This window comes from Pseudomonas sp. R4-34-07, from assembly GCF_003852375.1.
GTDB lineage: Bacteria > Pseudomonadota > Gammaproteobacteria > Pseudomonadales > Pseudomonadaceae > Aquipseudomonas.
In genome coordinates this window covers 5087299-5110405 of sequence record NZ_CP027760.1, presented here as the reverse complement: position 1 = coordinate 5110405, position 23107 = coordinate 5087299, and the positions used below count along the sequence as shown (strand labels likewise).

Genomic DNA, 23107 nt, shown 5'->3' with positions numbered 1-23107 from the left:
ACGCATTATCGTTGACGTTTTTCGCGAGCAAGCTCGCTCCTACAGACGGCGGTGTACGCTTGCCTGACTGGCATTAGGGCAAGCCCCCTCCCACATTTATCTTGTTCAAGGCTCAGGTTATGCGGTGGGCTTCAGCCCGGGCTCTTCTACCGGCACATGCATCCGGTCCCGATTCGCCAGGGTCGGGAACAGCTTGATCCACACCCCGGTCACCACCAGCGTACCAATCCCGCCCATGACGACGGCGGGCACGGTGCCGAACCAATGGGCGGTGATCCCCGATTCGAACTCACCCAATTGATTCGATGCCCCGATAAACAAGCCGTTGACTGCGCTCACCCGGCCGCGCATCTCATCCGGCGTTTCCAACTGCACGAACGAAGCCCGGATCACCATGCTGATCATATCCGCCGCGCCCAGCACCACTAGCACCCCCAGGGAAAACCAGAACGAGGTCGACAGCCCGAACGCGATGGTTGCCACGCCGAACACCCCGACTGCGGTGAACATCACGCGGCCGACCTTGCGGTCCACCGAGAAACGCGCCAGCCACAACGACATCAACAGCGCCCCCACCGCTGGTGCCGAGCGCAACAGGCCCAGGCCCCAGGGGCCGGTCAGCAGGATGTCCTTGGCGAACACCGGCAACAACGCGGTGGCGCCGCCCAGCAGCACGGCAAACAGGTCCAGGGAAATGGCGCCGAGGATGTCCGGCCGGCTGCGGATAAAGCGAATCCCGGCCAGCAGCGAATCCAGGGTGGCCTTGCCTTTGTTCAGCGGCGTCTGGCGCGCAGGCAGGTTCAGGGTCAAGCCGCAGGCGATCAGGTACAGCACCACCGTCGGGCCGTACACCCAAACGCTGCCGAACGCATAGAGCAAACCACCGAGGGCCGGGGCGACGATCGTCGCCAATTGCTGGGCCGATTGCGACGAGGCCACGGCCCGGGGGAACAGCGCGCTGGGCACGATACTCGGCAGCAGCGCCTGGGTGGTGGGCATTTCGAATGAACGCGCGGCGCCCAGCAGGAAAGCGAGGATGAAGATCATCTCGCGGGTCACGTTGCCGGTCAGACCGCCGATGGCCAGGGACAGGGCAATCAGCGCCTGTACGGTCTGGCAGATGGCGGCGACTTTGCGTCGCTCATAGCGATCGGCCACATGCCCGGTATGCAGCATGAACAGCACGCGCGGCACGAACTCCACCAGGCCGACCAGCCCCAGGTCCAGCACATTGCCAGTCAGTTGGTAGAGGTTCCAGCCGATGGCCACGGTCAGCATCTGGAAGCCGCTGGCGGTAAAGATCCGCGCCAGCCAGAACGCGATGAAGGGGCGGTGGTGACGTAACAGCAACGCAGGTTCACTAGGCATTGGGAGTAAAGGTCGAGACCGAAAGGAATGGCGAGATTAGCATTGTGTTGTAACAAATAGTTGCAATAACCCTGGTGAGGCAAGCTGTCACGCGGCAAAAGACCACACAACCGGGCAGCGCAAATGGGACTACTCTTTCAACGATGCTTGATCCAGATCAACACCCGCACCGGGATTGTTCTGGCGGCCGAAAGGCCAGATTCCCTACGTGACGGGTAAAAAAAGAAACGAATTGAAATTCGTCACACTCCATATCCGTGGGGGCAGTGGGTGCAGGCTCCGAGCCCGCAACCGGTATTACCTGACAGAGGAAGACTTATGTTCGGTTTGGAGGCGCTAGATCTCGCCCGAATTCAATTTGCGTTCACCATCTCGTTTCACATCCTGTTCCCGGCGATCACCATCGGCCTGGCCAGTTACCTTGCGGTGCTGGAGGGTTTGTGGCTCAAGACCCGTAACGACACTTACCGCGACCTCTACCATTTCTGGTCGAAGATCTTTGCCGTCAACTTCGGCATGGGCGTGGTCTCGGGCCTGGTCATGGCGTATCAGTTCGGCACCAACTGGAGCCGCTTCTCCGACTTCGCTGGCGCCGTCACCGGGCCGCTGCTGACGTACGAAGTGCTCACGGCCTTCTTCCTCGAGGCGGGTTTCCTCGGCGTGATGCTGTTCGGCTGGAACAAGGTGGGGCGCAACCTGCACTTCTTCTCCACCGTGATGGTGGCTATCGGTACGCTGATCTCGACCTTCTGGATCCTCTCATCCAACAGCTGGATGCAGACGCCCCAAGGCTTTGAAATCGTCGATGGCCGAGTGATCCCCACCGATTGGTTCGCCGTGGTCTTCAACCCATCGTTCCCCTACCGCCTGGCGCACATGGCTACTGCGGCCTTCGTGGCCACGGCGTTCTTCGTCGGCTCGTCGGCGGCCTGGCACCTGCTGCGCGGCAAGGACAACCCGGCGATCCGCAAGATGCTCTCGATGGCGATGTGGATGGCACTGATCGTCGCGCCTATCCAGGCGGTGATCGGCGACTTCCACGGCCTCAACACCTTGAAGCACCAGCCGGCAAAAATCGCCGCGATTGAAGGCCACTGGGAAAACATCGGCAATGAACCCACGCCGCTGATCCTGTTCGGCTGGCCGGACATGAAGGCTGAAAAAACCAAGTACGCGGTGGAAATTCCCTACCTGGGCAGCCTGATCCTGACCCACTCGTTGGATAAACAGGTGCCGGCGCTCAAGGAATTCCCGCCTGAAGACCGTCCTAATTCGACCGTGGTGTTCTGGTCGTTCCGGGTAATGGTCGGCCTGGGCTTCCTGATGATCTTCACCGGCTTGTTCAGCCTGTGGCTGCGCCGGGGCGACAAAATGTACACGTCCAGGCCGTTCCTGTACCTGGCCTTGTGGATGGGCCCGTCCGGCCTGATCGCGATTCTCGCCGGTTGGTTCACTACCGAAATCGGTCGCCAGCCGTGGGTGGTCTACGGGCTGATGCGCACGGCGGATGCATCCTCCGGGCATAGCCTGGCGCAGATGACCATCACCCTGGTGCTGTTCGTGGTGGTGTACTTCGCGCTGTTCGGTGCGGGCCTGGGTTACATGATGCGTCTGGTACGCAAAGGGCCTGTGATTCACGAGGTCACTGAGCCGACTCATGGCGGTCCTGGCCAGAAACGCACACCGGCCCGTCCGCTGTCCGCTGCCGATGATGGCACCGACAACGACCACGACGACATCCAGCACAAGGGGAATTGAGATGGGCATTGATCTTCCGCTGATCTGGGCTGTGATCATCATTTTCGGGATCATGATGTACGTGGTCATGGACGGTTTCGACCTGGGGATCGGCATCCTGTTTCCGTTCGTACCGGGCAAGACCGACCGCGACGTCATGATGAACACCGTGGCACCGGTATGGGATGGCAATGAAACCTGGCTGGTATTGGGCGGCGCGGGACTGTTTGGTGCGTTCCCGCTGGCCTATTCGGTGGTGTTGTCGGCGTTGTACCTGCCGCTGATCCTGATGCTGATCGGGCTGATCTTTCGTGGCGTGGCCTTTGAGTTCCGCTTCAAGGCCAAGGACCACAAGCGTCACCTGTGGGACAAGGCGTTTATCGGCGGTTCGCTGACGGCCACGTTCTTCCAGGGCGTGGCGCTGGGGGCGTTTATCGATGGGATTCCGGTGGTCAACCGCCAGTTCGCCGGAGGCTCGCTGGACTGGCTCACGCCGTTCACGATGTTCTGTGGCGTGGCATTGATCGTGGCGTATGCGCTGCTCGGCTGCACCTGGCTGATCATGAAGACCGAAGGCAAGTTGCAGGAACAGATGCATAACCTGGCGCGGCCGCTGGCCTTCGTGGTGCTGGCGGTGATCGGTATCGTCAGTATCTGGACACCGCTGACCCACCCGGAAATCGCCTCGCGCTGGTTCACCCTGCCGAACCTGTTCTGGTTCCTGCCGGTACCGGTGCTGGTACTGGTGACCATGTACGGGCTGATCCGCGCCGTGGCACGCAATGCGCACTACACGCCGTTCCTGCTGACGCTGGTATTGATTTTCCTGGGTTATAGCGGCCTGGGGATCAGCCTGTGGCCGAACATCATCCCACCGTCGGTATCGATCTGGGACGCCGCCGCACCGCCGCAAAGCCAGGGCTTCATGCTGGTGGGCACCTTGTTCATCATCCCGTTCATCCTGGGCTACACCTTCTGGAGCTACTACGTGTTCCGGGGCAAGGTCACCCACGAAGACGGTTATCACTAGGAGGGTCGCGACATGGCGGGCAAACCTTCGTTGCACGACATCGAACAGGCCGAGAAACAGCCGCTGTGGCGGCGCCTTGGGTGGTTGGCGATGATCTGGACCGGCAGTGTGCTGGCCCTGTTTATCGTCGCCAGCCTGATGCGCATGTTCATGAACGCAGCGGGCCTTACCACGCACTGACATCCCGATCCGGGCCGTGCGGCCCGGCTCTTTCGGCCCTGTTCTTCTATAGAAGGCAGGGCTTTTTTATTTGCGCGCCTTGAGAATGACGAACTTGGGCGTGGCCGCCACCTGTTCGACGCCGCGGAACAGGCGCGCCAATTTGCTGTGATAACCCAGGTGACGGTTACCCACGATATACAACGCGCCGCCCACCACCAGGGCTTCCCGCGCCTGCTGGAACATGCGCCAGGCGAGGAAATCGCCCACCACCTGCTGCTGGTGGAACGGCGGATTGCATAGCACCACGTCCAACGACTGCGCTTGCTGGCCGGCCAGGCCGTCGTCGGCACGCACGATCACGTTGCGTTCACCCAGGGCGGCCTGCCAATTCTCGGTGGCGGACTGCACCGCCATGAACGACTCATCCACCAGGGTGTAGTGCGCGTCGGGGTTGTGCAGCGCGCTGGCAATCGCCAATACGCCGTTGCCGCAGCCCAGGTCCGCCACGCGGGCGCTGCCCAGGTTGTTCGGCAGGTGCGGCAGGAAGGCGCGCGTGCCGATGTCCAGGCCTTCGCGGCAGAACACGTTGGCGTGGTTGAGCAGTTCGATGGCCGGCGTATCCAGCGTGTAGCGGGTAGGGTAGGGCGATACTGCCGCAGGGCGATCGGCAACGGTGGCGATCAGCAGCCGTGCCTTTTTGACCGCAAGCGTGGCGTGCATCGGCCCGATATAACGTTCCAGCAATTCACCGGCGGCGCGTGGCAGGTGTTTGAGCATGGCCCCGGCGATCACTTCGGCGCCCGGCGCCAGCTGCCCCTGCAGCCGAATCAACTGTTCTTCCAGCAGCGCCAGGGTTTTTGGCACACGCAGCAGCACCCGATCGAAAGGCCCGACCGGCACTTGGCTGGACGGCACGAACGCCACTGCATCAAACGCTTTGCCGTTGCGCACCAGGTTTTTCTCCAGGCCCTGGGCGGCGAGGAACGAGTCCCCGCTGGTGGTCACCTGCACCTGGCCTTCAAGGCTGGCCGCAAGCGCGCCGAAGCTGTCATTAAGGACCAGCACACGGGTCGCCGCGTTGGGTTGCTGGCTGGCGAGGTGGCTGAGCAGGTACTCATCGGCGGCATCGAAGGCTTGCAGCGGGTCATTGGATTGCTCGGGCTGACGAATCAAATCGAGTTGAGCGAAGGGGCTGTCAAGCAGGGGCATGGCGGGGGAGGCTCTGGGTAATCGACGGAACCGTCTGAGTGAACAGCGAAGCAACCTCTGAAAGGGCAGCATCAACACTCAGAATTGGCCGTAAATGTTACTTTTTTTTGACCGTGATGACATGCGGTGTTTCTGGTCAGGGCTAAAACAGTCCTGCTTTAGAGGCGCTGAGTACGGCCTGGATCTTATTGTGAACCCCTAACTTCTTGAAAGTGCTGCTGATATGAAAGCCCACCGTGCGCTCGGACAGGCAGAGAATGGCGGCGATCTCGGAAGCGGTCTTGCCCATGGCGGACCACTTGAGCACTTCCGTTTCGCGTGCCGTTAACTTGCTGGGCGCGTTGACATGGGTTTCGTCGGCGTATTTTTTTGCCACGACCGCATGCATCGCATGGCAGAGCCACAACACCTGCCCGGCTTTTTCGTAAAGCTCTTCAGGGCTGACCTCGTCTGTGCCACGCGCCAGGGTCAGCATGCTGAACACGCCCTGGAAGTCATGAACCGCTTGGGTCCAGCCTAAGTGAACGCCAAACGACCGGGCCAAGTCCCACAAATGAGGGGCGTTCTTAAAGATCTTCTTGTCCCAGACAACGGGCAGCACACTATTTTTACAATGGGATACAACGGGATCTATATCGAAGAAGTGCGCTTGTTGGTAAAGACTCCTCCATTCATTTGGATGATTACTAAGATAAACAGGCTCTGTTTGATTGCTATGGGCTTGGGTACTCATCGTAAATGAGCAATATTGGAACCCCAACTCATAGGTGTGATTGACCACCATTTCAAACACGCTGGTGATTTCGCTTTCGCCTTCCAGCTTGGGCAGCCGTGTATTGCGCCATCTGACCATCGGTAACTCTCCACAGGTTTCCATGTGCCTTGGGTACGCCCAGATCCCAGTGCTGCTCGAAACCAAGTGTAGGAGAGGTCCTACAAATGAGCCTTGAAATATTTTCATTTGTTGGCTTGTTTTAGGCCTTCAACGCTGAATACGGAGTCAGCTTTTGTAGGCGTTAGTGGGGGAGGACTTGTTTTTTCAAGAGCTTGTAAATGCTATCAAAATGACATCCCTTGCAGACTCGGCTTCAACTTGTGGTGTACTGCAAGTGCGGTAATAGCAAAATATTTAGTTCAATGCAGCGCGGCGCTGATTTGCCACTTTTTTCATAGCGCTGAAACATCGTCGGCGTTGGGATCGCGGTAATGCCAGTACAAATCAACGGTGTTTGCGCGGCCTGCTTTGAGGGACACTAAGGCCCTGTGCAAAACGGAGCCTCCCATGACGGCCAGTGCTGAGAAATTTACCCGCCAGACCTTGCTCGACGTGCAATCGCTGACCCCCAGCCTCTTCACCCTGCGTACCACGCGCGACGCCGGTTTTCGGTTTACCGCCGGCCAGTTCGTGCGCCTGGGCGTCACCAGGGCGGATGGCAGTACCGTATGGCGCGCTTACTCCATCGTGTCTTCGCCGTTTGACGAACACCTCGATTTCTTTTCCATTGTCGTTCCGGGGGGCGAGTTCACCAGTGAGTTAAGCCGTCTTAAGGTGGGCGATACCTTGCTGGTGGAGCGCCAGGCCACCGGTTTCCTGACCTTGAACCGCTTTGTAGACGGGCGTGATCTGTGGCTGTTGGGCACCGGTACCGGTGTGGCGCCGTTCCTGTCGATCCTGCAGGATTTCCAGGTATGGGAGAAATTCGAGCGTATCGTCCTGGTGTACAGCGCCCGAGAGGCCAAGGAGCTGGCGTACCAATCGCTGATCACTGAACTGGGCGCGCGTGAATACCTGGCCGACTATGCCCACAAGCTCATCTACATCCCTATCGTCACCCGTGAACGGCATCCGGGCGCGTTGAACGGGCGCATCACCACGTTGATCGAGAACGGCGAACTGGAGCGCGCAGCCGGCGTCGCGCTGGCCCCGGAGTACTCCCGGGTGCTGATTTGCGGCAACCCGCAGATGGTCGACGACACTCGCCAGTTGCTCAAGCAGCGCGATATGCAACTGAGCCTGAGCCGACGCCCGGGCCAGGTGGCGGTGGAAAACTACTGGTAAAAAAAAGGCGCCTCATGAGGCGCCTTTTGCTTTGAGCCGCAGCTCAGAGCGGTTTGTCATGCTGTGCCTTGAGCAAATCGCGGATCTCGCCCAGCAGCACCTCTTCCTTGGTCGGCGTCGGCGGCAAGCTCGGGGCTACGGCCTCTTCGCGCTTGAGGCGGTTGATGGCCTTTACACCCATGAAGATGGCGAAGGCGACGATCAAAAAGTCGACCACGCTCTGGATGAACTTGCCGTACGCCAGCACCACGGCGGGTACATCGCCTTGCGCGGCTTTAAGCGTGATTGCCAGGTCGCCGAAGTCCACGCCACCGATCAACAGGCCGAGCGGCGGCATCACCACGTCCCCTACAAATGAGGAAACAATTTTGCCGAACGCGGCGCCGATGATGATACCGACGGCCATGTCGACCACATTACCTTTGACCGCAAAGGCCTTGAACTCACTGATCACGCCCATAAGTTATTCCTTGTTACAGATGAGAAGGGTGGAGGTCAGTGTAAGTCAGTCGTAGCGGGCTCGCGCGACACAACCGTTAACACTGTTGGTTTTTATCGACACATTAAATCGCAATTAGTTTGCAAAGTGCCACCAATCGCGCGCGAAATACGCCGTATTTCAGCGGGTTACCATATTTTTTTCTCAATCGGCCCTGTGGTGTTTTTCTATTTATCTTCTGACCCGCAGGTCACTAGCCTCTGGCAAGCACAACTGAATGTGCACTAAAAAAACCAGAGGAAACCTTGATGAACATTTCAATCAACCGCAGGCCCGTGTCCGCGCGCCATGCGCTGGTGTTGGTGACCGCCAGCCTGCTGACCCTCTCCGTACAGGCCGCCAACCTGACCCGCGATAACGGCGCCAACGTTGGGGATAACCAGAATTCGCAGACCGCCGGCGCCAATGGCCCTGTGCTGCTGCAGGATGTCCAACTGATTCAGAAGCTGCAGCGCTTCGACCGCGAACGCATCCCCGAGCGCGTGGTTCACGCTCGTGGTACGGGCGCCCATGGCACGTTCACCGTCACCGACAACCTCAGCGACCTGACCAAGGCCAAGGTGTTCGCCGCCGGTGAAGCCACGCCGGTGTTCGTGCGCTTCTCGGCCGTGGTCCACGGTAACCATTCCCCCGAGACACTGCGCGACCCGCGGGGCTTCGCGACCAAGTTCTACACGGCAGAAGGCAACTGGGACCTGGTCGGCAATAACTTCCCGACCTTCTTCATTCGCGATGCCATCAAGTTCCCGGACATGGTCCACGCGTTCAAACCCGACCCGCGCACTAACCTGGACGACGACTCGCGTCGTTTCGACTTCTTCTCCCATGTTCCAGAATCCACTCGTACACTGACCGAGCTGTACTCGGACTCCGGCACACCGGCCAGTTATCGGGAAATGGACGGCAATGGCGTACATGCCTACAAGTTGATCAACGCCAAGGGCGAAGTGCACTACGTCAAGTTCCACTGGAAGAGCCTGCAAGGCATCAAGAATCTTGATCCCAAGCAAGTCACCGAAGTGCAAGGGCGTGACTACAGCCACATGACCAACGACTTGGTCACCCACATCAACAAGGGCGACTTCCCCAAGTGGGACTTGTATGTGCAGGTGTTGAAACCCGAAGACTTGGCCAAGTTCGATTTCGACCCGCTGGACGCCACCAAGATCTGGCCGAATGTGCCGGAGCGCAAGGTCGGGCAAATGGTGCTCAACCGCAACCCGGCCAATGTGTTCCAGGAGACCGAACAGGTCGCGATGGCCCCGGCCAACCTGGTGCCGGGTATCGAGCCGTCGGAAGACCGCCTGTTGCAAGGGCGGGTGTTCTCCTACGCCGATACGCAAATGTACCGCCTGGGCGCCAACGCCCTGCAACTGCCGATCAACGCGCCACGGGTGACCGTCAACAACGGTAACCAGGACGGCGCGCTGAATTTCGGCAAGACCACCACCGGCGTGAACTACCAGCCAAGCCGCCTGCTGCCACGGGAAGAGCCGCAGACTGCGCGCTACAGCCAGTCGCCGCTGTCGGGCAGCACCCAGCAGGCGAAGATCCAGCGTGAGCAGAACTTCAAACAGGCCGGTGACTTGTATCGCTCCTACAGCAAGAAAGAGCGTCAGGACCTGATCGACAACTTCGGCGGCTCCCTGGCGACCACGGACGATGAGAGCAAGCACATCATCCTCTCGTTCCTCTACAAGGCCGATCCGGAATACGGCACCGGCGTGGCCAAGGTGGCCAAGGGCGACCTGGCTCGTGTGAAAGCACTGGCTGAAAAACTGAGCGACTAACCGCGCCCTCCTGTAGGAGCGAGCTTGCTCGCGAAGAACTCAAAGGCAACGCATTTATCCAGGATGCACGCGTTATCGTTGACGTTTTTCGCGAGCAAGCTCGCTCCTACAAGAGGATATTTCTCAAGGATCTTGATCATGCGTACGTTCATATGGGCACTTCTGGCCTGCTGTTCGTTCAGTGTGCTGGCCGAACAACCCCCCTCCAATGACCCTGGTGCGCTCAAGGCGCAGCTTCAGGACTACTATTTCGACGCCGCCCGTCGTGGCGATCTCGACATGCTTAACACTTTCATTGAATCGGGCTACGCCCTGAATACTCAGGACGACAAGGGCTACACTGCCCTGATCCTGGCCGCTTATCACGGCGAAGGTGCCTACGTGGAGCGTTTGCTCGCCGCCGGCGCCGACGCGTGCGTGCAGGACAAACGCGGCAACACTGCGCTCATGGGAGCCATCTTCAAAGGCGAGCTGAGCATCGCCCAGCGCTTGCTGGCAACCGACTGTAACCCTGACCAACGCAATGGCGCGGGGCAGACCGCCGCCATGTACGCCGGGCTGTTCAAGCGGGTCGAACTGCTCGGTGAACTCAAGGCCAAAGGCGCTGACCTCAACGCCCAAGACCCCATCGGTAACACGGCTTCACGCTTGGCCAACGGCGAAATCCGGACCCCGGCGCCGCGCTGAGCTATCATCGCGGTTTTTCGGTTGGAGGTTTCTCGAATGGCAAAGGCCAAGCGCATGTACGGCTGCACGGAGTGCGGCGCGACCTTTCCCAAATGGGCGGGCCAGTGCGGCGAGTGCGGTGCGTGGAACACCCTGACTGAAACCATGATTGAAAGCGGTGGCGCTGCGGCCCCTGCCGGCCGCACCGGCTGGACCGGGCAACAGGCGCAGATCAAGACCCTGGCCGAAGTCAGCGTCGAAGAGGTGCCGCGCTTCTCCACGGCCTCCGGTGAGCTGGACCGGGTATTGGGCGGTGGCCTGGTGGACGGCTCCGTCGTGTTGATCGGCGGCGACCCGGGCATCGGTAAGTCCACGATCCTGCTGCAAACCCTGTGCAGCATCGCCAGCCGCATGCCGGCGCTGTACGTCACCGGCGAGGAATCCCAGCAACAAGTGGCGATGCGTGCTCGTCGCCTGGGCTTGCCCCAGGACCAACTGCGGGTCATGACCGAAACCTGCATCGAAACCATCATCGCCACGGCGCGGATCGAGAAGCCAAAGGTCATGGTGATCGACTCGATCCAGACGATTTTCACCGAGCAACTGCAATCGGCCCCTGGCGGCGTCTCCCAGGTGCGTGAAAGTGCGGCGCTGTTGGTGCGCTATGCCAAGCAGAGCGGTACGGCGATCTTCCTGGTCGGCCACGTGACCAAGGAAGGCGCGCTGGCCGGGCCGCGCGTGCTGGAACACATGGTGGATACCGTTTTGTATTTTGAGGGTGAGTCCGATGGCCGCCTACGGTTGCTGCGGGCAGTGAAAAACCGCTTTGGCGCGGTGAACGAGTTGGGGGTGTTCGCCATGACTGACCGGGGGCTGAAAGAAGTCTCCAATCCATCGGCGATTTTTCTTACCCGCGCCCAGGAAGAAGTCCCCGGCAGCGTGGTGATGGCGACGTGGGAAGGCACCCGGCCGATGCTGGTGGAGGTCCAGGCGCTGGTGGATGACAGCCATCTGGCCAACCCTCGCCGGGTCACACTTGGGCTGGATCAAAACCGCCTGGCGATGCTGCTGGCGGTATTGCACCGTCATGGCGGTATTCCGACCCACGACCAGGACGTGTTCCTTAACGTGGTCGGCGGGGTCAAGGTGTTGGAGACCGCGTCTGATCTGGCGCTGATGGCGGCGGTGATGTCCAGCCTGCGTAACCGGCCCTTGCCCCATGATTTGCTGGTGTTTGGTGAAGTGGGCCTGTCGGGCGAAGTGCGCCCGGTGCCCAGCGGCCAGGAGCGCTTGAAGGAAGCGGCCAAGCACGGCTTCAAACGCGCGATCGTGCCCAAGGGCAATGCGCCAAAGGAAATGCCGCCGGGGTTGCAGGTGATTGGGGTCACGCGCCTGGAGCAAGCCTTGGATGCCTTGTTTGAGTAGCGCCCACACCACAAAACCAATGTGGGAGGGGGCTTGCTCCCGATAGCAGTGTGTCAGGCACTTATAGGTCACTGATACACCGCCATCGGGAGCAAGCCCCCTCCCACATTTTGGTCTGTGTTGGATTTTAGATTTCCAGCAATGCCGAATAGGCAAATTGTAGCCCTACGCCATCATTCGGCAGTTATTTCTGCTTTTTTTGCGCCGGCAAGGCTCTAGACCAACGTAGGGGGGTGGCCTTTAAGGCCAACAGCGCTAAACTCGGGCTGGCTGTCCTTTCTGTCCACCCTGGCTGGAATATAAAAATGAAAAATAATAATAGCCTGCTACGCCATCTACCCTGGCTGGTGCTGGCAATCGTAGGAGCGTGCGCCCTTGGCGTAGTGGCCTTGCGCCGCGGCGAGGCGATCAACGCCTTGTGGATTGTAGTCGCTGCAGTGGCCATCTACTTGGTTGCGTACCGTTACTACAGTCTGTTCATCGCCAATAACGTGATGCAACTGGACCCACGACGGGCCACCCCCGCAGTGATCAACAACGATGGTCTGGACTATGTGCCGACCAACAAACACATCCTTTTCGGTCACCACTTTGCGGCGATTGCCGGCGCAGGCCCTCTGGTCGGCCCGGTATTGGCAGCGCAAATGGGTTACCTGCCCGGCACCCTGTGGCTGATCGCCGGCGTGGTGCTGGCCGGTGCGGTGCAGGATTTCATGATCCTGTTCCTGTCCACCCGGCGTAACGGCCGTTCCCTGGGCGACATGGTCCGCGAAGAAATGGGCCGCGTGCCGGGGACCATTGCGCTGTTTGGCTGCTTCCTGATCATGATCATCATCCTCGCGGTGCTGGCGCTGATCGTGGTCAAGGCCCTGGCCGAGAGCCCGTGGGGCATCTTCACGGTGATGGCGACCATCCCGATCGCGATGTTCATGGGCATCTACATGCGCTACATCCGCCCGGGCCGCATCGGTGAAATTTCGATCATCGGCGTGCTGTTGCTGCTCGGTTCGATCTGGCTGGGCGGGCAGATTGCCGCTGACCCGGTCTGGGCCAAGGCCTTCACCTTCACCGGGATCCAGATCACCTGGATGCTGATCGGCTATGGTTTCGTCGCGGCAGTGCTGCCGGTGTGGCTGATCCTGGCACCGCGTGACTACCTGTCGACCTTCCTGAAGATCGGCACCATCATCGCCCTGGCGATTGGCATCCTGGTCACCATGCCCGACCTGAAAATGCCGGCGCTCACTCAGTTCATCGACGGCACCGGCCCGGTGTGGAAAGGCGGCCTGTTCCCGTTCCTGTTCATCACCATCGCCTGTGGCGCGGTCTCCGGCTTCCATGCGCTGATCTCCTCGGGCACCACGCCCAAGCTGCTGGCCAATGAAGGCCACGCCCGTTACATCGGTTACGGCGGCATGCTGATGGAGTCATTCGTGGCCATCATGGCGATGGTTGCCGCGTCGGTGATCGAGCCTGGCGTGTACTTCGCCATGAACAGCCCGGCGGCGATCGTCGGTAGCGACGTTGTTACCGTGGCGCAGACCGTCAGCAGCTGGGGCTTTGCAATCACCCCCGAGGCGCTGTCGGCCGTGGCCCACGACATCGGTGAAACCACCATCCTGGCGCGTGCCGGCGGTGCGCCGACGCTGGCGGTCGGTATCGCGCAGATCCTGCACAGTGTGCTGCCGGGTGAAAACACCATGGCGTTCTGGTACCACTTTGCGATCCTGTTCGAAGCGCTGTTCATCCTGACGGCGGTTGACGCCGGTACCCGTGCCGGTCGCTTCATGCTGCAGGACCTGCTTGGCTCCTTCGTGCCGTCGCTCAAACGCACCGAATCCTGGACCGCCAACCTGATCGCCACCGCCGGTTGTGTGGCGATGTGGGGGTACCTGCTGTATCAGGGCGTGATCGACCCACTGGGTGGCATCAACACCTTGTGGCCGCTGTTCGGTATCTCCAACCAGATGCTGGCGGGTATCGCGTTGATGCTGGCCACGGTTGTGCTGATCAAAATGAAGCGCCAGCGCTACATTTGGGTGACCTTGCTGCCGGCGGTCTGGCTGCTGATCTGCACCACCACCGCAGGCTTCATCAAGCTGTTCGACGCCAACCCGGCGATCGGCTTCCTGTCGCTGGCGAAGAAATACAGCGATGCCCTGGCCAACGGCCAGATCCTGGCCCCGGCCAAGAGCATCGATCAGATGCAGCATGTGATCTATAACGCCTACACCAACGCAACGCTGACGGCGCTGTTCCTGTTCGTGGTGTTCAGCATCCTGTTCTATGCGCTCAAGGTCGGCATTGCCGCCTGGGGTAACAAAGAGCGTACGGATAAAGAAGCCCCGTTCCAGGCTGTACCGGACGCATAAACGAGGATTGCACCCATGTTCAATGACATCAGTCGCCTCGGTAAATACCTCGGTCAGGCTGCGCGCCTGATGGTCGGCATGCCCGACTACGACACTTACGTCGAGCATATGCAAACCAAACACCCGGACAAGCCGATGATGGACTACAAGGCGTTCTTCCGGGAACGCCAGGAAGCCCGTTACGGCGGCAAGGGTGGGCCCAAGTGCTGCTGAATTAAAGTAGCACCCCTTGTGGGAGGGGGCTTGCTCCCGATAGCGGTGTATCAGTGCCACATGAGTGCCTGACACACTGCTATCGGGGGCAAGCCCCCTCCCACATTTGTTTCTGTGTTTCTTCAAGGAGAATTTCTTTTGTCCTCTCCCATTCCCGTCACCGTTCTCAGCGGCTTCCTCGGCGCTGGCAAGACCACCTTGCTGCGCCATCTGCTCAAGGCCGAACACGGCTTGAAGATTGCCGTGATCGAAAACGAATTCAGTGACGCCGGCATCGATACCCAACTGCTGGGCGCCGAGCCGGTGCAAGTCATGACCCTGTCCAACGGCTGCGTGTGCTGCACCATCCACACCGACCTGACCAAAGCCCTCTACCTGCTGCTTGAGCGCCTGGACAGCGGCGAGATCGCCTTCGACCGTCTGGTGATCGAGTGCACCGGCCTGGCGGACCCTGCGCCCGTGGCGCAGACGTTCTTCATCGACGAGGAACTGCGCGACCGTTACATCCTCGACGGCATCATTACGCTGGTGGACGCCGCCCACGCCGAGCAACACTTGGCCCAAACCATCGCCCAGGCACAGATCGGCTTTGCCGACCGCCTGCTGGTGAGCAAGCGCGACCTGGTGGACGATGCCACCTTCGACGCCCTCAGCGAACGCCTGACCCGCATCAACCGCCGCGCCCCGATTCGGGTGGTGGACCATGGCGCCATCGACCTGGCCGAACTGCTCGATGTGCGAGGCTTCAACCTCAACGCCGGCATGAGCCTGCGCCCCGTCAGCGCAGCGCCGTCCATCGACCGCATCTCCAGCCTGGTGCTGCGCACCGACCAGCCGCTGGATATCGACCGCCTCAGTGAGTTCATGAACGAGTTGCTGGAAGACCACGGCAAGCAATTGCTGCGTTACAAGGGCGTGCTGAACATTGCCGGGGAAGAGCGGCGCATGGTGTTTCAGGGCGTGCTGAAGCTCTATGGCTTCGACTGGGACACCGAATGGGCCGAAGGCGAGGCACGGGAGAGCGTGATTGTGTTTATTGCCGATGAGTTGCCGGAGGACAAGATTCGCGAAGGCTTTGCCAGGGTCTACCAGGCATAAAAAAGCCCACCTGTAGGAGCGAGCTTGCTCGCGAAGAACTCACAGGTAACGCGTGCTTCCAGGATGCACGCGTTACCGTTGACGTTTTTCGCGAGCAAGCTCGCTCCTACAGTGGGCTTCTTAGTATTACGCGCCGTACACCGGCAGCTTCTTGCAGATAGCCTTGACCTTCTCACGTACCGCGTCGATCACGGCTTCGTTGTTCAGGTCCGCCAGGATGTCGCAGATCCAGCCGGCCAGTTCCTTGCACTCGGCTTCCTTGAAGCCACGAGTGGTCACAGCCGGGGTGCCGAAGCGCAGGCCGGAGGTGACGAATGGCGAGCGTGGATCGTTCGGCACGGAGTTCTTGTTCACGGTGATGAAGGCTTTGCCCAGGGCAGCGTCAGCATCTTTACCGGAAATGTCCTGCTTGATCAGCGACAGCAGGAATAGGTGGTTTTCAGTACCGCCGGACACCACGTCATAACCGCGTTCGATGAACACGCCGGCCATGGCCTTGGCGTTCTTGACCACTTGTTCCTGGTAGGTCTTGAACTCAGGCTGCAGCGCTTCCTTGAAGCAGATCGCCTTGGCGGCGATCACGTGCTCCAGCGGGCCACCCTGGGCGCCCGGGAATACCGCAGAGTTCAGCTTCTTCTCGATCTCGGCGTTGGCGCGCGCCAGGATCAGGCCGCCACGTGGACCGCGCAGGGTCTTGTGGGTTGTGGTGGTGACCACGTCAGCGTAAGGCACCGGGTTCGGGTAGACGCCAGCGGCGACCAGACCGGCCACGTGGGCCATGTCGACGAACAGGTAGGCGCCGACCTTGTCCGCGATTTCACGGAAGCGTGGGAAGTCCAGGATCTGCGAGTAGGCAGAGAAACCGGCCACGATCATTTTTGGCTTGTGCTCGACCGCCAGGCGCTCGACTTCGTCGTAGTCGATCAGGCCGTTGGCATCGATGCCGTATTGAACGGCGTTGTACAGCTTGCCCGAGGAAGAAACGCTGGCGCCGTGGGTCAGGTGACCGCCATGGGCCAGGCTCATGCCCAGGATGGTGTCGCCACCTTGCAGCAGGGCCAGGTACACCGCGCTGTTGGCTTGGGAACCGGCGTGCGGCTGGACATTGGCGTAATCGGCGCCGAACAGCTCTTTTGCACGGTCGATGGCCAACTGCTCAACCACGTCGACGTACTCGCAACCACCGTAGTAGCGCTTGCCTGGGTAGCCTTCGGCGTACTTGTTGGTCAGAACCGAACCTTGAGCCTCCATCACCGCAGGGCTGGTGTAGTTTTCCGAAGCGATCAGCTCAATGTGCTCTTCCTGGCGCACGGCTTCTTGCTCCATGGCGGCGAAGAGATCGGCGTCGTACTTGGCAATAGTCAAATCACGGCTGAACATGGCGGTCCTCAAGGATCGGGGCAGAAAAGGAGGGCATTCTAACCCAATGGGTTTTAGATGGCATATGAAAGGACATCATGTCGCGGACAAGCGGGGCTCATCTGGAATCGTGAGTGAATGTGCCGCCGCAATCGGGAGCAAGCCCCCTCCCACATTTGGAATGCATTTCAATGTGGGAGGGGCTTGCCCCCGATGAGGCCATCAGCCCCACACAAAATCTCAGTCGAACATGAAGAGCGCATCATTGCTGAACTGCGCCTCGAACCGGTTCGCCGGCATCGGCCGGCCGAACAGGTAACCCTGCACCTCATCGCAGCCATGCTCGCGCAGGAAGTCCAACTGCTCGTGGGTCTCCACGCCCTCGGCGATGACCGCCAGGTTCAGGCTGTGGGCCATGGCGATGATGGCGCGGGCGATCTGCGCGTCCTGCTCGCCGGAGGGCAGGCCATCGACGAACGTGCGGTCGATCTTCAACACGTCGATAGGGAATTGTTTGAGGTAGTTGAGCGACGAATAACCGGTGCCGAAATCATCGACTGCAATGCTCAGTCCCAGGTTTTTCAGGCTGGCGAGGATCTGCAGGGCTTCGTTGACTTCGCGCATCAGGATACTTTCGGTCAGCTCCAGCTCCAGGCACGCCGGCGGCAGGCCGGTGTCCTTGAGGATGGTGGCGATGCGCGTGCCCAGTTGCCCATCGGAGAACTGTCGCGCCGAGATGTTGACCGAGACTTTCGGCACCCGCACTTTGTTCTGGTGCCAGGTCTTGAGCTGACGACAGGCTTCGCTGATCACCCAGTCGCCCACGTCCACCACCAGCCCCAGCTCCTCCAGCACCGGGATGAAATCTCCCGGCGGCACCAGGCCCCGGCGCGGGTGGCGCCAGCGCAGCAGGGCTTCGGCGCCGGTCAGGCGTTTGCCGTCGCCGCTGAACTGCGGTTGGTAATAGAGCACGAATTCGTTCTGTTCCAGGGCGTGGCGCAGGTCGCTTTCCAGCTCCAGGCGTTCCAGGGCGCTGGCGTTCATGTCGGCCTGGTAGAACTGGAAGTTGTTCTTGCCGCGCTCCTTGGCGTGATACATCGCCGTATCGGCGTTTTTCATCAACTGGCTCAGCTCGTTGCCGTCCTGGGGGCTGAGGGCGATGCCAATACTGGCGGTTACGAAGAACTCGCGGCCCTCCAGCACGAATGGCTTCACCAGGCTGGCCAGAATCTGCTCGGCCACCGTGATCGCGCGGTTCAGCGCCAGTTCACGGCTGACGCGCGGTTGCAACAGCAAGGTGAACTCGTCGCCACCCATCCGCGCCACGGTGTCGTCTTCGGCCACGCAACCGAGCAGGCGCGTGGCCATTTCCTTGAGCATACGGTCGCCGGCGGCGTGGCCCAGGGAGTCGTTGATCGGCTTGAAACGGTCGAGGTCGAGGAACATCAACACCACCCACGACTTTTGCCGCTCCGCTGACTGCAATGCGGTGTGCAGGCGGTCCTGGAACAAGGTGCGGTTGGGCAGGTGGGTCAGGGCGTCGTAATAGGCCAGGCGGTGGATGCGCTGTTCACTGGCCTTGCGCTCGCTGATATCGCTGAAGAAACACACGTAGCTGGCCAGGTCGCCTTCATCGTCGAACACTGCCGTGATGCCGACCCAGGCCGGGTAGTGCTCGCCATTGCGGCGCTTGAGCCACACTTCGCCTTCCCAGGTGCTGTGCTGGTGCAGTTGCTTGAGCACGTAGCGCAGGTGGGCTTCTTGCTGTTCGTCGACGGTGAGCATGTTCGGCAGCTGGTCGAGTACATCGCTCACGGCGTAACCGCTGACCCGGCTGAAGGCCTCGTTGGCCTGCACGATATAGCCGGCCGGGTCGGTGATCAGGATGGCCGAGGTGGAGTGCTCGAATACCGTGGCCGCCATGCGCAGGTCTTTTTCGGCGCGGCGCTGTTGGCTGATATCGCGGCCTACGCCGAGAATGCCTTCAAACGCGCCATGTTCGTCCCACACCAGCACCACGCGCAGCTCGATGGGCACTTTGCGCCCATCGGCGCGCAGGCAGTCGAACAGGAACAGTTGGGTCTGCACCTCGTCGCGCAGGCTGTTCAGCGCTTCGGGATTGCCCACCGCGCGGCTGACCTGTTCCATCAGCCCATAAATACCGCTGAGCTGTTGCGGGTTGGCGATGATCGACTGCCAGCCGTTCTTGAACACCCAGTCCACGTCATACCCCAGCACGGCGTTGACCGAGGGGCTGACGTAGTTGAGGGCCAACTGGCTGTCGGTGGAACAGATCACGTCACTGATGCTTTCGGCCAGCATGCGGTAGCGCTGTTCGCTGTCACGCAGCGATTCGCTGGCCTCGATCTGGTCGGTGATGTCCTTGGCCACGCCGATGATCCGTGTGACCACCGCCGACGTGTCCCTGGCCAGGGCCTGTTCGCGGATATCGAAGCGTCGCCACTGGTTATTGCGGTGACGAAAGCGCAGTTGGCAGTGCAGTTGGGTGGTGTAAGCCACCTGGCGTTGCTGTTGACGCAAGTCGTGGTAATGCTCGGCGTCTTCGGGATGCAGCAGAATTTCCCAGAAGTACTCGCCCATTTTCTGCAGTTCGGCCTTGTCGTAGCCGAGGGTATGGCCCAGGTGATGGTTGCTGAAAATCATGCGCTGGCTGATCACGTCCTGCACATACAAGTGGTCGGGCACGGTGCGTACCACATCCGACCAGAAACTCTCGCGCTCGACCAGCGACAGCTCGATCAGCTTGCGACTGGTGATATCGCTGATGCTGAGGATCACCGCCTTGACGTCATCCTGCTGTTCCGGCAAACGCATCACGAGCCACAGGTACTGGTCATTGCCCGCCACATCGTTGAGCTGGATTTCCAGCTCCAGCTGTTTTTGCCGGGTCAGTACGGCTTCCAGCACCTGGTGGCCGATGGACGTGGCATTGCTCGGGCAATCGTCAATCAGGCGCTCCCAGGCCTGCTCGCAGGAGGCCACGTTCAACAGGCGCACCGCCATCTGGTTGACCTCGGTCACGCGCAGCTCTTTGAGCAGTTTGCGCCGCTCAGCGGGGTTGGCCCGCAGCCAGGCGTGCAATTGCTCGCGGCCCTGCACCTGGGTCTTGTCGCAGAACGCCTTAAACCCCGAAAGGTCGAGCACGCACAGGGCCACGCCGGTGCCTTCGAAAATATCCTGATAACGCCGCCGGCCTTCGTGCACCTGGCGCTGACGACGGCGCATGTTCAGCAGCACGATCACCGGGATCAGCGAAAAAGCCAGGCCCAGCAGGCATTTGCCGATGAACGCCGGCAGCAGTTGTTCGAGCACCGCGCTGCGGTCGAACAGCCCGCGCAGTTGCCAGTCGCTCTTGCTCAACGGCGTGACCAGCACGCTTTTATTCAATTCGTCCGGGGTCAACGCACCGGCCCACGGTGCCGGCATGCCGTTGTCACGGCTGACCACGCGCTGGTTCAGGCGGTTCTCGATCGCCCACATCGGGCGCTGGCCCTGGGCATCCTGGCGAGTCAGGTTGGCCAGGTAGGTGGGCGCCAGGCGCAGCGCCCAGTACATCTTCGAGCCGCCGCTGGGCTGGTGCAGCAACAGATAAATCACGTTGCCGTCGTTGTCGTTGCTCAGGTAATAGGCTTGGGCGTGGCTGCGCTTGACCAGTTCCTGGAGCAGGGCGCTGTCCTGGCTGTCGTTGGCGGTGTCGCTGATCAGGGCACCGCTGGGGGCGAGCAGGGCGACGCTGCGCAGTTCGGGCAATGAGCGCTGCAACGTTAGGATCAGGGCCTGGTGTTGTTCGGCGTTGCGCGGCGGCTCGACGATCGGCAGCAGATTCAGGGCAATCTGTGCGCTCAGGGCCATGTTCTGGCTGATCTGCTCGGCCAGGTCGGCGCTGTAATCGATGGTGTATTGCTGCTGGTTTTTCTGGTTTTGCTGCAATTGATCAAGCAGTTGCCAGAACAATAACGCGAGCAACATCAGCACAAGCGTCGCCAATGCGCCTTTGAGGGTGCCATGCAGGGGCGCTCCCGGCGCTATATGAGCGGCGCGCAAGGGAGTAGGCGACGTGACTTTGGACAAGCTGTAATCCTGCGGTTTGGCTGGACTGGCGCGCGACGTGCACTATAAGCCGGACGCCCGGAGGGCGGCTAGCATGCCTTGAGTTGTGGCAAAGTGCCAGTCCCGCCTGGCTGGACTGCCCCAGCGCATTCAGGTAGCTTTGCCGGTTACGCGGGGGCGTTCCAGCCCCAGACATTCAGGCTTTTTCCGCTCGCCGGCATTGATGATAGTCAACGGCCCGCGCAGCGCATGGCCTGGCACGGGCTTCGCCCGCTTAATTCATCAGTCACTGACGCTAGGTTCACCATGGCTCAATACGTCTTCACCATGCATCGGCTGGGAAAAGTTGTTCCGCCGAAGCGGGAAATCCTGAAAAACATTTCACTGTCCTTTTTTCCGGGCGCCAAGATCGGCGTGCTCGGCCTCAACGGTTCGGGTAAATCCACGCTGCTGAAAATCATGGCCGGCGTCGACACCGAGTTCGAAGGCGAAGCCCGCCCGATGCCCGAACTGAACATCGGTTACCTGCCCCAGGAGCCGATCCTGGACCCGACCAAGACCGTACGTGAAGTGGTCGAGGAAGCGGTTGCCGTGATCAAGAACGCCCAGGCCCGCCTGGACGAAGTCTACGCCGCTTACGCCGAGGAAGATGCTGACTTCGACAAGCTGGCCGCCGAACAGGCCAAGCTCGAGGCGATCCTGCAGGCCAGCGACGGTCACAACCTGGAGCGCCAGCTGGAAGTCGCCGCCGACGCGCTACGCCTGCCGGCGTGGGACGCCAAGGTCGAATTCCTGTCCGGCGGTGAAAAACGCCGTGTGGCCCTGTGCCGCCTGCTGCTGTCGGCTCCCGACATGTTGCTGCTCGACGAACCGACCAACCACTTGGACGCCGATTCCGTCGCCTGGCTGGAACATTTCCTTCACGACTTCCCAGGCACCGTGGTTGCGATCACGCACGACCGCTACTTCCTGGACAACGTCGCCGGCTGGATCCTCGAGCTCGACCGTGGCGCCGGTATCCCTTACGAGGGTAACTACTCCGGTTGGCTGGAAGCCAAGTCCGACCGTCTGGCCGCCGAATCCAAGCAGCAATCGGCCCATGAAAAAGCCATGAAGGAAGAACTGGAGTGGGTGCGCAAAGGCGCCAAGGCCCGTCAGTCCAAATCCAAGGCCCGTCTGCAGCGCTTTGAAGAAATGCAGTCGCAGGAATTCCAGAAGCGCAGCGAAACCAACGAGATCTACATCCCGGCCGGCCCGCGCCTGGGTGACAAGGTCATCGAATTCAAGAACGTCAGCAAAGGCTACGGCGACCGTGTGTTGATCGACAACCTGTCGTTCTCCATGCCAAAAGGCGCAATCGTCGGCGTTATCGGCGGTAACGGTGCGGGTAAATCCACGCTGTTCCGCATGCTGATGGGCAAGGAAACCCCGGACTCCGGCAGCATCGAGATCGGCGAAACCGTGCAACTGGCCTGTGTGGACCAGAGCCGCGACGACCTCGACGGCAGCAAGACGGTGTTCCAGCAGATTTCCGACGGTTCCGACCAGATCCGTATCGGCAACTACGAAATTCCGTCGCGCACCTATGTTGGTCGCTTCAACTTCAAGGGCGGCGACCAGCAGAAGTTCGTCAAGGACCTGTCCGGTGGTGAGCGTGGTCGCTTGCACCTGGCCCTGACCTTGAAAGAAGGCGGCAACGTCTTGCTGCTCGACGAACCGTCCAACGACCTCGACGTTGAAACCCTGCGCTCCCTGGAAGAAGCCCTGCTGGACTTCCCGGGCGCCGCCATTGTGATCTCTCACGATCGGTGGTTCCTTGACCGTGTCGCGACCCACATCCTGGCGTACGAAGACGACTCCCAGGCGGTGTTCTTCGAGGGTAACTACACCGAGTATGAAGCCGACCGCAAGAAGCGTTTGGGCGACGCGGCGGCCCAGCCGCACCGCGTACGCCACAAGAAACTGGCCTGATTCGGGTTGGTGGTTTGAAAGAGCGGAGCCTTCGGGCTCCGTTTTTTTTGCGTGTTTTTTCAGTGAGACCGAGTTGGA

At 60.5% G+C, this 23107-nt stretch carries 17 protein-coding genes; 11 read left to right on the top strand and 6 right to left on the bottom strand.

Going from position 1 to position 23107, the window contains the following annotated elements:
* Positions 1-117: 117 nt before the first annotated feature.
* On the bottom strand, positions 118-1368 hold the full coding sequence (locus C4J85_RS23475) for an MFS transporter (protein WP_124364497.1): 1251 nt from the start codon (positions 1366-1368) through the stop codon (positions 118-120).
* Between the two features lie 318 nt (positions 1369-1686).
* Here C4J85_RS23475 and C4J85_RS23470 point away from each other — a divergent pair, with 318 nt between their 5' ends.
* From C4J85_RS23470 to C4J85_RS23460, 3 genes are read left to right on the top strand one after another with little or no spacing between them, the layout of a single operon-like run.
* On the top strand, positions 1687-3126 hold the full coding sequence (locus C4J85_RS23470) for a cytochrome ubiquinol oxidase subunit I (RefSeq protein ID WP_124410832.1): 1440 nt from the start codon (positions 1687-1689) through the stop codon (positions 3124-3126).
* Position 3127: 1 nt separating this feature from the next.
* On the top strand, positions 3128-4135 hold the full coding sequence (gene cydB / locus C4J85_RS23465; RefSeq protein ID WP_124364495.1) for a cytochrome d ubiquinol oxidase subunit II: 1008 nt from the start codon (positions 3128-3130) through the stop codon (positions 4133-4135).
* Between the two features lie 12 nt (positions 4136-4147).
* Positions 4148-4315, top strand: a complete 168-nt coding sequence (locus C4J85_RS23460) for a DUF2474 domain-containing protein (RefSeq protein WP_065886906.1) — start codon at positions 4148-4150, stop codon at positions 4313-4315.
* 66 nt (positions 4316-4381) lie between these two features.
* On the opposite strand, the gene C4J85_RS23455 is transcribed toward C4J85_RS23460, so the two are convergent.
* The gene (locus tag C4J85_RS23455; RefSeq protein ID WP_124410831.1) at positions 4382-5506 is read right to left on the bottom strand and encodes a class I SAM-dependent methyltransferase; all 1125 of its coding nucleotides are present in this window, start codon (positions 5504-5506) and stop codon (positions 4382-4384) included.
* A 142-nt stretch (positions 5507-5648) separates the two neighbouring features.
* Positions 5649-6359: a LuxR family transcriptional regulator gene (locus tag C4J85_RS23450; RefSeq protein ID WP_124410830.1), complete on the bottom strand. Its 711-nt coding sequence runs from the start codon at positions 6357-6359 to the stop codon at positions 5649-5651.
* Between the two features lie 429 nt (positions 6360-6788).
* Here C4J85_RS23450 and C4J85_RS23445 point away from each other — a divergent pair, with 429 nt between their 5' ends.
* Complete coding sequence (locus C4J85_RS23445) at positions 6789-7565, top strand: ferredoxin--NADP reductase (RefSeq protein WP_124410829.1); 777 nt, start codon at positions 6789-6791, stop codon at positions 7563-7565.
* 43 nt (positions 7566-7608) lie between these two features.
* Here C4J85_RS23445 and mscL read toward each other — a convergent pair whose 3' ends face one another.
* Positions 7609-8025, bottom strand: coding sequence for a large-conductance mechanosensitive channel protein MscL (gene mscL / locus C4J85_RS23440; RefSeq protein WP_124368428.1), 417 nt, complete (start codon positions 8023-8025; stop codon positions 7609-7611).
* Between the two features lie 287 nt (positions 8026-8312).
* Here mscL and katB point away from each other — a divergent pair, with 287 nt between their 5' ends.
* From katB to yjiA, 6 genes are all read left to right on the top strand, one after another.
* A complete protein-coding gene (katB, locus tag C4J85_RS23435) occupies positions 8313-9854 on the top strand; it encodes a catalase KatB (RefSeq protein WP_124410828.1) in 1542 nt (513 codons plus the stop codon).
* A gap of 138 nt (positions 9855-9992) precedes the next feature.
* A complete protein-coding gene (locus C4J85_RS23430; RefSeq protein WP_124410827.1) occupies positions 9993-10541 on the top strand; it encodes an ankyrin repeat domain-containing protein in 549 nt (182 codons plus the stop codon).
* A 36-nt stretch (positions 10542-10577) separates the two neighbouring features.
* The gene (radA, locus tag C4J85_RS23425; RefSeq protein ID WP_124368425.1) at positions 10578-11945 is read left to right on the top strand and encodes a DNA repair protein RadA; all 1368 of its coding nucleotides are present in this window, start codon (positions 10578-10580) and stop codon (positions 11943-11945) included.
* 305 nt (positions 11946-12250) lie between these two features.
* Positions 12251-14317, top strand: coding sequence for a carbon starvation CstA family protein (locus C4J85_RS23420; RefSeq protein ID WP_124364489.1), 2067 nt, complete (start codon positions 12251-12253; stop codon positions 14315-14317).
* 15 nt (positions 14318-14332) lie between these two features.
* Positions 14333-14530: a YbdD/YjiX family protein gene (locus C4J85_RS23415; RefSeq protein ID WP_003176208.1), complete on the top strand. Its 198-nt coding sequence runs from the start codon at positions 14333-14335 to the stop codon at positions 14528-14530.
* 138 nt (positions 14531-14668) lie between these two features.
* Complete coding sequence (yjiA, locus tag C4J85_RS23410; protein ID WP_124410826.1) at positions 14669-15628, top strand: GTPase; 960 nt, start codon at positions 14669-14671, stop codon at positions 15626-15628.
* 126 nt (positions 15629-15754) lie between these two features.
* On the opposite strand, the gene glyA is transcribed toward yjiA, so the two are convergent.
* Together glyA and C4J85_RS23400 are read right to left on the bottom strand one after the other, a co-directional pair.
* Positions 15755-17008: a serine hydroxymethyltransferase gene (gene glyA, locus C4J85_RS23405; RefSeq protein ID WP_124368423.1), complete on the bottom strand. Its 1254-nt coding sequence runs from the start codon at positions 17006-17008 to the stop codon at positions 15755-15757.
* 219 nt (positions 17009-17227) lie between these two features.
* Positions 17228-21079, bottom strand: a complete 3852-nt coding sequence (locus C4J85_RS23400; RefSeq protein ID WP_124410825.1) for a bifunctional diguanylate cyclase/phosphodiesterase — start codon at positions 21077-21079, stop codon at positions 17228-17230.
* 285 nt (positions 21080-21364) lie between these two features.
* Here C4J85_RS23400 and ettA point away from each other — a divergent pair, with 285 nt between their 5' ends.
* Positions 21365-23029, top strand: coding sequence for an energy-dependent translational throttle protein EttA (ettA, locus tag C4J85_RS23395; RefSeq protein ID WP_124368420.1), 1665 nt, complete (start codon positions 21365-21367; stop codon positions 23027-23029).
* Positions 23030-23107 lie beyond the last annotated feature (78 nt).

Bases quoted from the DNA above. Each gene is read 5' to 3' on its own strand.
- C4J85_RS23470 (WP_124410832.1), top strand. From the start codon at position 1,687: ATGTTCGGTTTGGAGGCGCTAGATCTCGCCCGAATTCAATTTGCGTTC.
- cydB (WP_124364495.1), top strand. From the start codon at position 3,128: ATGGGCATTGATCTTCCGCTGATCTGGGCTGTGATCATCATTTTCGGG.
- katB (WP_124410828.1), top strand. From the start codon at position 8,313: ATGAACATTTCAATCAACCGCAGGCCCGTGTCCGCGCGCCATGCGCTG.
- C4J85_RS23460 (WP_065886906.1), top strand. From the start codon at position 4,148: ATGGCGGGCAAACCTTCGTTGCACGACATCGAACAGGCCGAGAAACAG.
- C4J85_RS23415 (WP_003176208.1), top strand. From the start codon at position 14,333: ATGTTCAATGACATCAGTCGCCTCGGTAAATACCTCGGTCAGGCTGCG.
- C4J85_RS23430 (WP_124410827.1), top strand. From the start codon at position 9,993: ATGCGTACGTTCATATGGGCACTTCTGGCCTGCTGTTCGTTCAGTGTG.
- radA (WP_124368425.1), top strand. From the start codon at position 10,578: ATGGCAAAGGCCAAGCGCATGTACGGCTGCACGGAGTGCGGCGCGACC.
- C4J85_RS23450 (WP_124410830.1), bottom strand. From the start codon at position 6,359: ATGGTCAGATGGCGCAATACACGGCTGCCCAAGCTGGAAGGCGAAAGC.
- C4J85_RS23455 (WP_124410831.1), bottom strand. From the start codon at position 5,506: ATGCCCCTGCTTGACAGCCCCTTCGCTCAACTCGATTTGATTCGTCAG.
- C4J85_RS23475 (WP_124364497.1), bottom strand. From the start codon at position 1,368: ATGCCTAGTGAACCTGCGTTGCTGTTACGTCACCACCGCCCCTTCATC.
- ettA (WP_124368420.1), top strand. From the start codon at position 21,365: ATGGCTCAATACGTCTTCACCATGCATCGGCTGGGAAAAGTTGTTCCG.
- glyA (WP_124368423.1), bottom strand. From the start codon at position 17,008: ATGTTCAGCCGTGATTTGACTATTGCCAAGTACGACGCCGATCTCTTC.
- mscL (WP_124368428.1), bottom strand. From the start codon at position 8,025: ATGGGCGTGATCAGTGAGTTCAAGGCCTTTGCGGTCAAAGGTAATGTG.
- C4J85_RS23445 (WP_124410829.1), top strand. From the start codon at position 6,789: ATGACGGCCAGTGCTGAGAAATTTACCCGCCAGACCTTGCTCGACGTG.
- C4J85_RS23420 (WP_124364489.1), top strand. From the start codon at position 12,251: ATGAAAAATAATAATAGCCTGCTACGCCATCTACCCTGGCTGGTGCTG.